This window comes from Streptomyces sp. NPDC028711 (assembly GCF_055565415.1).
The window spans coordinates 120977-134135 of sequence record NZ_JBVHUJ010000009.1; the positions used below are offsets into that span (position 1 = coordinate 120977).

General features: G+C 68.9%; 1 protein-coding gene (only partly in view). It reads right to left on the reverse strand.

From position 1 onward, the window contains the following. On the reverse strand, positions 1 to 13159 hold the 3' portion of the coding sequence (locus ACZ4VK_RS26295) for a hypothetical protein (protein WP_468356724.1). It continues 19244 nt past the right edge of the window; 13159 of the gene's 32403 nt are visible here — the last part of the coding sequence; the start codon falls outside the window, past its right edge — the gene reads right to left on this strand; the stop codon is at positions 1 to 3.

Here is a 13159-nt window from a genome sequence, read left to right on the forward strand (position 1 = left end):
TCAGCCGCGGCCGGCGCCTGCTGCCCTGGTGAGCGGCTGCTGAACCTGCTGCGCGGCCTGGTCCTGGGGGCGTATCGGTGTGACGGCGGGGGTAGCTCCCTGCGCCGCGGGTTCCTGCGGGCGCTCGGTCTTCAGGACCTTGACGCGCTCGCCGCTGTCCTTGAGGAGGCTCGCCAACCGGGCTTGGTTGGACGGGCGCGCGCGCCGCTCCGGCTCGGTTGCGCTCGCGGGTTCGCCCGGACCGGCTTGCGGTGCTGCGGGCCCGGATTCGGGCTGCGGTCCGGCTGACGGTGGCGCGGCTGCGGGCGTTCCCTGCCCTGCTGTGGGTCCCGTGCTCGCCGGGGGTTCGGCAACGGGCGGCTCCGGGGGCGCTGGGGTGCTCGCCGGAGGTTCGGCAACGGGCGGCTCCGGGGGCGCTGGGGTGCTCGCCGGGGGTTCGGCGGGGGGCGGGGTCGGTGCCGTGCCGGTCTCGGCGGCACCGGCCTCAACGGGGCTGGCTTCGGCCGACGTGGAGGGCGCGGTTTGTGGGGTCGGTGCCTGCTGTCCGGAGTCCGTCGGCAAGCTGGCTCGGTACGTGGCGAGTTCGGACTCGGCGCGTAGCAGGGCGTGTTGCAGCTCGTCCGGGTCCGTGATGAGCATGGCCCGACGGGAGGGCCCCTCGGCGCGTGTGGCGTTTGCTTCGGAGACGATCCCCAGGCGCTCCATGACCGTCAGCGCGTGCTGGGCACGTGCGAAGGTCTCCGGGTCGTCGGCCAGGACCAGTGGTGAGGGCTCTTGGGTGGCAAGGGCTCGCTGCGCGAACTCATGGATGTCCGTGGCCGTCAGCCGTGCCGCGGCGGCCGGGTCGGGTGTGGTTTCTCCGCTGATGGTGTGGTGTATGCGCTCGGCCCAGGCATCGAGCATCTGACGCCGCGGGTTGCGCTCCGACAGGTTTTCCGCAAGCTCCAGGACGGCGGTGCGAATGCGGCTCCATTCTCCGAGGCGCGCGGGGCCATCCACGTCCTTGAGCAGGAAACCGATCCGCTCCGACGGATCGAAATCTGCGTCCAGACCATTGCTCTCGCCGCGCTGCGCGGTGAAGTCGAGCTGGGCCAGCAGCGCCCTGGCCTGGATGCCGGCACGAAGGGTGGGCGCTTCCGGGTCGTCCGGGTCGAGCGCGCCCAGCTCCTTCCAGGCCGCGCGCGCCTGCTGTATGGCCGTCTCGTACACAGGGTTGAGCTTCTTGCCCGTGTAGTGGCCAAGCTCCCGGGTCTCTCCTTCGCTGATCCTGCCGCGGAGGAGGTCGACGGTCTCGCTGGCCCAGTGATGAACTCCTCCCCACAGAGCCGTGCTGAGGCGCCATCCCTTGCGCTCGGATACTTCGGCCAGGTAGCCGGACAAGGATGCGATCATTTCGGCGCTTCGGATCTTCAGCGTCCGTCCAAGACCATTGAGCCTCCGGTCGCCCTGGAAGCGTTCCAGCGCGGTGTCCAGACGTGTCCAGCGGCGGGTGAGGTCTGCAGCCGCCTGTGCGGCCGGCGAGCGGCGCACGCTGGGGAACGAGTGGCGCAGCGCGTCCCACGTGAGGGCCTCGGGCCAGCTGGGGAGCGGGAGGCGGCGCTGGCTCGGCGGGGCGAGGGCCTCCAGGGCGGCGACGAGTTTGTCCATTTCCCGGGTGACGGTGAGGTAGTGCGTCAGTTCGGTGCCGGGCTCAAGGATCCCGGCGGCTTGGTCGGCGGTGTCGGTGGCCGCACGGGTGAGTGCGCGGAGGGTCTCGGGGACGGCGTGGTTCTGGTTCTGGACACCCTCGCGCCCCAGATCCTCGGAGAGGGCCGTGCTGTTGATGCTGATGGCACGGGCGACCGTGGAGGTCAGTGCGGCCTGGCGACGCCGGCGGGTGGTGTCGCTGCTGCTGGTGTCGGTCCGGATAACCGTGAGTGCGGCGTTGGCGGCGGCCACGAGCAGCTGGATCTGTCGGTAGCGCTGGTCTTCGCGCAGCGCGGGCCGGTCGCTGACGGCGTTGTTCTCCAGGGCCGTCAGCGTCTCGAACTCCTGCATCAGCGGCTGGAGGTCAAGCGGGACTGTGAGCGTGACTTGCTCGCCTGCGGCGGCGAGGGTGGCGTCGGCCTCCTGGGCGCCGGCCACCAGCCGCTGGCGGATCGGTGTCGATGAGGCGGCGGCCTCCGGGATTGTGGCCGCTGCAGCTGTCTCGCTGGTGTCAGCAGCCTGCAGGACGGGTTCGAGATCGGAGGCCAGCTGCTCCGCGGGCAGGGCCTGTGCGGGCTCGGCGGTGTCGGTCGCTGCCATGATCGGGAGTTCCTCCTGGGAGTGTGTCGCCTGCTGGGCGCGTTGGCGCTCCTCCATGACCTGGTGGATGGCTTCGGATGCCCGGCGGAAGGCCGAGTCGGCGCTCTCGTGCGGGTTGCGTTCGGTGAAGGCCGCGTAGGTGGTGTGCTCGGCTCCCATCTCCAGGGTGTCCTGGAGATGCAGCGCCAGCTTGATCACGGTTGCTTCGGGCAGCCGGGCGGCGCCGAGCATCAGACCGATCTCCTGGGCCGCGTCGACGCGAGGCAGGAGGCTATTCTCGTCCTGCAACTTCGTGAGCATCTCGGCGGCCCGGAGTTCAACGATTCGCGCGAGGGCTTCATCCAGGGGGACGGACGCTTCCGTGAGGGCCCGGTGCAGGGCTGCATCGCCCTGGGTCATGCGCAGTTCGTCGGGGTCCTTGGCGCCGTCGATGAAAACGGCGCGGACCGCGCCGTCCCATTCGGCGGCCAGGGCTGCCTGGCGGAGCAGAGCGTCCTGGCCGCCGCGGTCGTTGTCGAGGACGAACACGAGAGGCTGTGGGCCGTCGTGGAGGGCCGCGAGTTCGGCAATGTGGTTGGTGGTGAGCGCTGTGCCGCAGGGGGCGATGGACACGCCGGGGCGCTCGGAGTCCGCATGTCCAACGGCGTCCAGGGCGGCGGTGTTCGCGTTGGCGTCGAACGGCCCCTCGCTGAGGTAGATCGGACCGCCGCGTGCTGCGGTGGCGTGCCAGCCATCCGGCCCGTAGAGCTGCTCACCCTTCTTGAAGACGGGGGTGTTCTTGGAGCGGTACTTGCCGTAGTCCTCGATCGCCTTCGGATCGAGGGCGCGGCCGATGAAGGAGACGACGCGGCCCTGCTCATCGCGGATGGGGAGCACCACACTGTCGATGAACTGGTCGACTTCCTTACCCTTTTCCGTGATGTTCAGCAGGCCAGCGGCGACTAGTTCGTCCTTGGTGAATCCCTGGTTGCGCAGTTCGTTGGTGATCGCGCGCCACTTGCGGGTTCGGGGTCCAGCGGGCGCGTACCCCAGGTTCCAGCGCCGAGCCTCGGCCGGCTCGGTGATGCCGCGCTTCTCAGCAAGGTGTGTTTGGGCGGCCGCTGCCTCCGGGGTGGCCAGAGCCTGTTCAAAGAGAGGGAGGGCAGCGTCGAGAGCAGCGTAGATCCGTTCCGGGGCGACCGGTTCCTGTTCCCGTTCGCCGCCATCGGCGACGGCAGCGGGTGCGGCTGTGCGTCGGGAAGCCGTACGCTCCTCCGCCGGGGATGCTTCTTGAGCTCGGGCGCGTGAAGCGGTGGGGGCGGGGGCGGCGGGTTTGGCCGTTGTCGCCGTCTCGGGGGTCTCTTGGGGCTCGGGTGATGCCGCCTGAGGTCCTGCCGTCGAAGTGACCTTAGGTGCGGGCGTACTGGCATCCGCCTGTGCGGCGGCCTCCGCGTCGACGCGATTGAGTTGCGTCTGCAGCCACACGCCCAGCTGCACCGCTCCGAGGGCACCGTGAGTGTCGACGGGAACGTCGCTCAGACCCTGTTCTTCGGCCTGGGCAGTCATCCGTTCCAGTGCGCCTCGGTCAACGGCCTGTCCCGCGTCGTCGCCCATCCGTTGAGCGGCGGCGCGGGCGGCCCGGTTGGGACCAGCGGATGCTTGCGGGACGAGCTTCGGCCCAGGCGGTGCGGTCTGGCCGGTGGCCTTCAGGCGCGAAGCGATGGCGGTCATCAGCCGCGGGTAGGGAGATTCCTCACGCGGCGGGCGCTCGCTGGGGTTGAACGGCGTCATCTCGGTGGGCGCCACCGTCAGGACAGGCTCCGGGCCTTCTTCGAGACTGAAGACGATGCCCGCGGTTGTCGCCTCCCAGAAAAGTGGCAGCTGCCGCTTCCCGATGTGCCCGTACATCGTGCGTGTGGCGGGGGCGCCACCATGGTGCAGGGCATTGCGCACGTCTGCCGAAAGACGGTCCGAGGCTAGGTTCTGGGATGCATAGGCCTCGCCGTTGACGGTGAGCACGACGACCTGCCCGGTGGCGGGCCGGGGGGTGTCGACGGTGCGGGGCTGCGCCGCCTTTGCGGGCTGGGCAGCCGGAGGGGGTGCAGCCATGGGCTTCTCCATCGGCTCGGTGGTGGGCTGGATAGGTTCCGGCGCGGCCGCGGGCGGCGCCGGGTCTGCGGTGCTCGACGTGGCGTGGATGGGTTGCTGACCGGCGGACGTTTGGGGGGCGGCGGTGACGAGGGTCAGTTGTTGCTGGGGATCCGGCGCGGCATCGGCCGGCTGCTGAAGCGCGGTGAGGATCTTGAGCAGCGCGTTGGGGTCCGGGAGCTGCGCGACCAGCTGACGTCGATGGCTGAGCTGTCCCGGTGTTCCGGTCGCGGTGCGGGCGGTGCGGACTGTGAAGGCTGTCGTGTAGTTGGCGACGGCCCTTCCCTCGGGAGTGATCGCGACCGATCCGTCCCAGCCGGTGATGTAGTCGAGGTGGCCGCAGACCTGACCAGGGTCGAGGCCGAGCATTTCAGCTTCGTCCGCGGCACGGGAGCGGTGCCCGGCCACGATCTGCGCAATCTGGCTGATGGTGGGGGGTGCGTGGGTGGTGTCCTGGAGCAGGGACGTGAGGTCGGTGTGGAGCGCGCGCTGGACCTCACCTACCAGGCGATGTTCCTCGGTGTCGGCTATCTGGTCGAGGACCGATCGGGCATTCTCCTCGAACTGGGCAAGGGGATAGGTCTCCTGCCAGGCTGCCTGGCCGATGACTTGATCTGCGCCGCTGGAAAGGTAGGCGGCGGCGAGCCCCGCGAGGTCTCGGCGCGGTGTCCGCGTGTAGCGGCGCTGCGCGCTGGCGAGGGAGGGCCAGAAATCGGTGTCGGTGGTGCTCCCGGAAGCGTGGGGCGGTGCCTGGAGAACGGGCAGGTTCAGTGCTGCTCGGGCCTTGTTGTGCTGGGCCAGCCAGCCCACGCGCTGAAGCATCCACGCGAGGCGATCGTGGGCTGAGCGGTAGGCGGCATGAACAGGTCCGTTAAGACGCCGGGTGTTCATCAAGCGCCCGTCGTTGCAGCTGCCGTCCCATCCGGCGGCGTGGGCCAGCACCGCCGTAACTGCGCCTGCGTCGATACCGCGGCGTTTCGCTTCGGCTTCGGCTTGCTCCACCACGTGGATGAACGCGCTGTGGCTGCGCTGATAGGCCTGTGCGGTGGGTACGTCGCGTCCGTATCCGCGTGCGAAGCTCAGGATGCCGGGTGCGGTCATGGCCGTCTGGAACTGTTCGCGTGCTTCGTCGGCGCAGGCGGCGAGTTCCCCGCGGAGTGCCTGCCCTGCTTGGGCGGCCAGCGCCCGCACGGAGGAGTTGCGGGTTCGGCTGAGGGCGCCCGTGAGTGCGGCATCGAACTCGGCGAAGGGGTTGAGCTGCTGGAACAAGGCACGGGCATCGCTTCGGGCTTTCGGGTCCGTGATATGCCGCGTCGCTTCGGCCTGCGGATCGGTGTGGAGTTTGGTGTCCGGCGACAGGGCTGCACCGCGACTTAGCCACTCCTGTAGCCGCTTTCCGCTCATGCGGCTGATGTGCGGCCATGCATCGATTCGGAAAGGAAGCGGTGCTTCACCCTCGGTGTCTGAGGGGGGCGTTGGGGCGGTGTCGGCGGTGGGTGTCTGCTTGGGTTGCTTCGTCGGCGTGGGGGCTGTGCCCTGGTCGGCCCTGGGTTCCTTCCCCGGGCCAATTTTCTGGTTCATGCCCTGGGGCGGCGGCGCCGCCTGGGTGACGGTGATCTCAGCCGATGTGCTCCCGTGGTCTCCGGAGAGCCCGGCCCTTTCATGGTCGCCTACGGGTTCTGTTGCGGAGTGTCCCCCGTCGGAATCCCAGGTGTCGAGCCCCCCGGGGTCCGAGACGACATCGGCAAGCGTCGCTGGCGTGGAGGTGGTGGGCACTGCTGCGTTTCCGTCTACGCCCTCGGCTTCGGCCATCCCGAAGAGCGCTTCCGTGTTCGGCTTTTGGCCCGTCGGTGTGTTCCGGCGACGTCGCTGGGGCGGCTGTGTCGTGGTGTTGGTGGCACGGGACGGTTCAGTCGTTCCGGCCTGCTCGGGTGACGCCGGCGAGGGTGAGCCGCCCGTGCCGCTGGTGACCCCTGTCGGCCCGTCGGCGAGGTCTTCCGCAATGCTGCGTCGCCGCGTAGGTGTGGAGACCGCTTCGACCGCGAAGAGCGTGCCTTCGTCCCCTTGCTCAGGCGCCGGCTGTTCGCCCTGGGCCTGGCTGGGTGCGGGCGTGGGAGTGTCAGTGGCTGCTGGTGCCGTCTGCTGTGTCACCGTGGCCTCGGCGGCTTTCGACGCCTTGGTAGCCGCGCGCTCGGCAGCCCGCTGCTCCAGGTCGGCGACGTCCGCATCGAGGCGCTGGGCCTGTACATCGAGGGCGGTGCACAGGTCGAGGACGTCTTCGCCGATGCCGGACTGTGTCCGAACGGGCAACGGCAGTTCGGCGTTGATCTGCTGGACCAGGGGCAGGGCTGCGCGCAGCGCTGCGGCTCGTTCACGGCAGCCGTCGGCTCCGTTGCTTGCGGACTGCAGGGGTGCGAGTGCCTGCTCGACCGCGTCCAAGGCTGCGCTCAGTCCGGGCACGCTCTCCGAGCGCCGCTCCGCTTCTTCCTTGAGTCGGGCAAGCAGAGAGTGGGGGCCGGCTATGCGGTTCATGTCGAGCTGCATGGCGCTGGGGTAGGGGTGGGGCCCAAGCAGCTGTGCCAGGTCTTCTGGGCGGCGGCGTTCACGGGGAACGACCGCCAGTTCCTTGCTGGCTTCGGGGAGGTAGGGGTACTCGTCCTCGCCGAAGCGAAGGCCGATGTGGGGTGTTCGGTTGGTGACGTGGAAGATGTCCGTCACCGCGAGACCGGTGCGCCCGCGGGCAACGAGGTCACCGACACGAAGTTGATCTGCTCGGCGTGGCTCGGGTCGCAGGTCGTCGCGGTACTGGCTGGGGTTGACGAGGACGCTGGCCGGGAGTCGCGTGATGAGGATGTACGGCTCGTCAGCGGCCAGCACTTCCCCTGTCTCGGCGTCTGTGAGGGTCGCCTGGAGCAGGCCGGCGGAGCCCCAGAGGTGCCCTTCGTACGAAGGAGACACCAGTCCTTGGATCCTGACTTCCTCAGGCGTCTCGGCCAGGTCCCGGGTGCTTTCCGGCCATTCGAGGCCGCCGCGGCCGACGGTGAGGGTCACGTGCTCGCCGGGCTGCATCTGCTTCGGCGTGATCTCGTGAGGCTCTGGCGTTTCCGGGCGTGACGCCGCCTCTTGCGCGTACTTGTCGCGGGGTTCGGGTGCCTGATCGTTGAGCTGCACGAACTGGCCAAGGCCGTCCAGGTCGCTGAGGGTGAACGTGATGCTTTCGCTGGTCTGGGCGAGGGCGCGGCCGTTGCTGTCGAACTGACGTAGCCCAAGGGTGCTGTGGTCGGTCCGGGCAAGGGGGCGTCCGTTGCCGTCCCACAGACGTACTCCGTCGAGGCGGATCTCGCCACCGTCCAGAGACGTCGCAGTGACGGTTGCCCAGAGAGTGATGAGGTGCGAGGCCCCGAATGTTGCGGAGAGAAGTACTCGCCCGGACAGTGTGCTCGCCGGCGTCTGCAGTTGGACGCGCTGACCTGCCTCGAGCTCGAATGGCAGAACGCGGGTGCCGATCGCCTGTCCGTCGTCGTTCACCGCAGCTCGCTGCGGGTCCTGGGCCGCCAGGGGAACCCGCTCGTCGGAGCCCACGGTGCGTATGCCCGCAGTAGTCAGCACGGTGATGTGGTCGTCGGTGCGGTTCCTGACGGAGAGAACCCGCTCTGGCAACGTGGGGTCCGCTTCCCACCGGAGTTCTGTGCCCTCTTGGATCTCTCGGCCCCAGATGCGTCCGGTGCCGGCCCCGTGGTTGTCTGTCCGCTCGCGCTCAAGGTCGTAGCGTCGCTCGGCGTTGCGGTGCTGATCGCCGAACTGAGCGGCATGTTCGGCGTCGATACGCAGGAAGGCGAGCTTCCAGCTTTCCCCGCGGTCGCTGCCGCGCTCGTCAGGGCGGACATCGGGGGCTGCCCAGTTGAGCGGGTTGCCGTCTGCGTCGCGCAGGGTGGCGACCAGCGCGGCCCAGCCCTCGGCAGCCTTGCGGGTGGGGTGGTTGGTACGCGCCTGGTGGTTGGGATCGCTGGCCGGGATGAGGCTGATGCCGCTTCGCGCTGTCAGAACGAGCCATCCGAGGGTTGCCGAGATGAGCGCGAACTGTCCGTCCGCGGAGAGGTGCACGGTCTCGGGGTTCTGGGTGGCAATGTTCCGCAGCGCATTGCGGTGGGCCTCGGGCAGCGCCGGGTTGCCGCCTTGAGCCCAGTAGGTCAGCAGGTCCTCGCGGCGGCGGAAGGGGCCGGTTTGCGGGTCGGGGTCGGTGGGACGCTGTTCCTCGAGCGCCGCGTCGTCTGCAGCAGCTCGCTGGGCCTGGAAGCGGGCTTCGGTCTTGTTGTGGATCTCGTCGTAGGCGTAGCCGGGGACGGTCTGGGTGTAGCGCAGCTCGTCGCTGGTGGTGAACTGCGCCCAGTTGACGGTGGTGCCGTCGAGGGCGGTGGCCTGCTCCAGGAGGTCGGCGAATTCGGTCGCGTCGCGCTTGGTGTCATCACCGTCGCCGGAGGAGATGAGCGTGCCGCTGGCGGTGTGGACGGTGTACCACTTGCCCTTGCGGTACAGCGGCTTGTCCTTGGTGGTGGACTTGGCGACGAGGAAAGACCCGCGTGCGGTGACGTGTGCGCGCGCCAGGTCGAGGTTGGCCAGGAATGACGGCTGCAGGGTGGTGAGGTGGCCGAGGGCCTTTTCGCGCGTCTCGGCGGCCTGCTCAGGCGTCGGTGCGGCGGGAGGCAGTGGGGGGCGCTCTGCGGTCAGGACGGGTTTCTCGTCGGGCACTGTGGCCTCGGGCGAGGCGGGCGCTTCCGGCCCGTCGGCCTGGTTCTCGGTGCGGGTGTCTGCCCTCAGGGCTGCCGGAGCGTGCTCGGGGGCGTTCTTGAGGAGCCAGTTCGCGTGTGTGCCGTCGGGGTCGAGCCCCGGTGTGAGGGTACGGATGACCGCGACGGCGGTGGGCCAGTTCCTGCCTGCGGCATCGCGGAAAACGCGCAGGCGCCCCGTGAGACCTGGCTGATCGAAGTCGAGCGGATTCCCCTCGTGGTCCCGAAGCGCCTCGAGCGCGGTTGCCAGCGTCTCCGCCTCGCGCAGGGTGCGCACCGGGAAGACGCCAGCGATGGTCTGGAGCCGGTGCGGGGACTGGAGCACCCAGTTGGAGACGATCCGGGGCGCGCTGTCGCCGGAGTCCCAGAGCTTGGCCCGATTCTGATTGAGGGAAGCCTCAAGGTCGGGGCGAGTCCGGGTCTTCGTGTCACCGCGGTGAAGGGCGATCCTCTTGCCGGGTGAGAGGCGCACCGGGGCGAGGTCGATGGCTTTGCCCTTCTCGTCCATGGCCTCCTGGCCGGCGGCTCGACGGCAGTACTCCACGATCCGCTGATCGGCCGTGGTCGCTGCGTCGGGCAGGGTGCGGAGGTAGGCGCGGAAAGCCACGCTGTTGGCAAAGCGAGGAGTGGCTGGCTTGGTCTGCAGGCTCTTCGCGGCCGGATGGTGGTCGCGGAAGTAGGCGGCCATCGCCCCATGAGGACTTTGGTAGGCGCGCTTTTCAGTGCTCCCATCGCTGTGGTGGACGCGATACCCGTGCCTGCGCCTCCTCTTCGGATCGTCGAGTGGCCCTCCTTCGGCTTCCGGCGTGCCGTCGGCGTCATGGACGATGTGCGCGACGTTGGTGTCGCTGTGGTCGAGGATCACGATGCGGCCGTGTACATCCCGGGCACCGAGGTGGAGGTGGTGCCGTGCGCGCTCCAGCGTCATCGTGCCGACGGTGTTCAGGTCTTGGGAGAGTCCGCTGCGCGTCGCCCGCTCGGCATCGAGCCGGGTGCGGAGTTCTTGAACGGTGATGAGGCGCCGTGTGATCGGCTCCTCGGGGTCGATCTCGGTCAGGGCATGGGGGTGGGCGGAGTCCAGCCAGGTCGTAAGTTGGGCGATCGCCTGATGCAGTTCGATGTCGGTGAGCGCTTCGGGCGGCCCGATGACTGGCGCCGGGGGCAGCGGGGTCTGGAGGTCGTCGTCGGTGGGCTCGCGCAGCTCCTCGATGGCGTCGGCGACGGTGGTGAGCGCGGCTTGGTGGTCTTGGTGGTCCGGGCCGCGAACCGCCAGGATGTTGTGGAAGCCGTGCAGGTCCGGGCCGGTGTGCAGGGTGAAGGCGTTGACCGTCGTGACGGTCTTCCACTGGTCCCCGATGAGGACCTCGAAGAAGGGCTCGAAGGAGGACGGGGCCCAGGCCATGGCGCGCTGCGCGTACGGGAGTGCGCGGAGTACGTCTCGCTGGGTGGGGGTTAGGTCGGGCCAGTCCTGTGATGCAGCTGGGCCTGCCGGAGCGTCGGCTGGGGTGATGACGGGGCTGCGCAGCAGGGTCTGGGTGCGGCCGTTTCGTCGCTGTGCGGGTTCGGCCACAATGCCGGTGATCGTGACTTCCTGGCCGGGCTGCAGGTTCGTGGGGGTGTATGGGGTGGCGTCAAGGCGCACGGCGAGGACAGTGTTGTCGTGCGCACGGATGGTGATCCAGTGGAAGTCGCCCTGGGCCGAGGTCTTCTTGTGGTTGCCGACGACGTGTCCGCTGCGGGTGACGGACTCGCCTAGATGGAACTGGTCGTGGCCTTCGTCGGCCGGGGGCACGGGCTCGCCCTCCTGAGGTCCGGGCTCAGGGGTTTCCTGCACGGGCTGGTCCGCGACAGCAGAGGGGGTGGGCCCGGGCGTTGGCGGTTGCGCGTCGACGGGGGTGGGGGGTGCAGTGAAGGTGCGATGGGCTTCGACCAGTGCGTCGTGAAAGCCCCGGCCGCTACTTGTCCTGAACGTGGTGAGCTGCGCGGCAAGAGCGGGACTGTCCCAGTCGAGGGGCCTGCCGGTGTGATCGACGAGCTCGCGTTCCAGGTGCTGGGCCAAGGCGTGCGCCTGGTCGCGGTCGGGCATCGGTGGCAGACCGAGGTCGAGCGCGGAAGCCGCAGGCAGGATGTGCCAGGCGGAGTTGTAGCCGCGGTCGGCGCCAATGACCAGGCCGCCTGCCGTGAGCTCGAAGGTGTCGTTGGGGGTGATCCAGCTAGGGGGCCAGGCCTCGACGATGTCGCGGAGGCTGCGTCGTTGGCCGGCTGCCTCGCTCGCGGGGTACCACGTCTTCTCCTGGAACGCGGTCACTGTCTTGATCAGCTCTTGGTGCGCGGCGAGCCGCTGGTCGATGCCCGGCGAGGTCCAGTCAAAGGGCTGCTGGCCGACGGCGATGTCCTCCAGCGCCTGTGCGAGCTCCAGGGCCCGGTCCGGGTGACGTGTGCCTGCCGTGGTGACGGTGAGGCTGCTCCCGGAATGCATGATCACGAAGAATCCGCGGGATTCATGCTGGGCAACGACGAGGTGACCACGACGGGTGAGCTGGACAGTGTCGTCCAGGGCGTCGGCCGCCCTGCGGGCGCTGTCCGTGTGGAGGGCGGCGTTGACCGTGTCCGGGGTGTTCCTCCAGTGCGTGCGGACCTCGTCGATGCTGGTGAACCGTCGCTCGGTAGGTAGTTCTTTGGGGGTCCGAGAGGTGGTTTCCAGGCGCTCGCGCAGGGTGCGGCAATGATGTGCAACGGCCCGCAACGCCTCCTGGTCGGCCGGCTCTTCATAGGAGTGCTCCAGCGCCATTTCGACCCGCACCGCGGAGTCGGTGGCTTCCTGCAGGGTTTCGTTGAGCAGGCGCAGGGGGCGGCGGTTGTCCAGGAGCCAGAAGGCTCGCTTGAGATGCTTGTCCAGGTTCTCGCGGGCGTAGCGCAGGCTGAAGTCGCGGTCTACGGCTGCGCTGGGGGTCTGCTTCCAGGTGTCGATGCTCTGCCGGAGCTCGTGCACGGCTTGCCGGAAGGACTCGCTGTCCAGGGTCGAGAAGTCCGTGAGCGTGTCAACGCTGTGCCGGATGGATCGGGCCAGCGCCTGTTCTTCGGACTCGGTAGGCGTCTTGAAGATGCGGACGTCGTCGTGGTCGACGGACACTCGCCATTCGCCCGGTGACAGCTGACGTACGGGCTTGCCGTAGAAATGCGCCTCGCGGGAGAAGCGCAGGACGGCCTCAGGACCGGTCCAGATCTGGCTGCCGTACTTGAGCTTGCGGTCGGGCAACAGGTCAACGGCAGGCACCCGGGGTGGTGGGGCATCGCTGGAGAGAAACGCGGCGTAGGTCGGGGCACGACGGGTCTGCCCACACTGGTCGAGGTGCCGCCGAATCTCCGTGACGAGATCCTCGCGGCGGTCCGCGACCTCCTGCGGACGGCGGTAGTTGTCGTGGTCGAGCGTCGCGATGTGCCCGAGCAGACCCTCGTAGACGTCTTCGTCGGTCAGATGCCGGCCGGGCTGGCCGTTGCTCTCGTGGGTGCGCTGCTGATTCTGCAGTGCCTGGACGATGGTCGCCTTGACGGCCTCGACGGCAACCTGCTCCTGCAGGTAGTGAACACTGCGGGTGGAGGCAGAGTGCCCCTCCAAGTAGGCGATCCAGGTGTGCAGCTTCTTGAGAAGCTGGTCCTCGCTGTTGCGGTGTGCTTCCCGGGAGGGGAAGGGGCCTTCCTGTACGCGGCGTTCTTGGGCGCGGTAGTTCTCCTCCCGAGTCCGGCCGTCCTCAATGTCGGAGGTTACGGTGCGACCGAGGCCCTCCAGGCCGAGGACTGCCTGAAGAGCGCGGCTGCGCCGGGTCTCCCACTTCCAGCTACTCGGTGTCTCCCATCCTCGGCCACCACTTCGCCGGATCTTTCGGAAGCCGGCTGTGCGCAGGACTTCCTGAGCTCGGGTGTCATTGGGGGCGACGCCACGAACCAGGCTCTGCAGG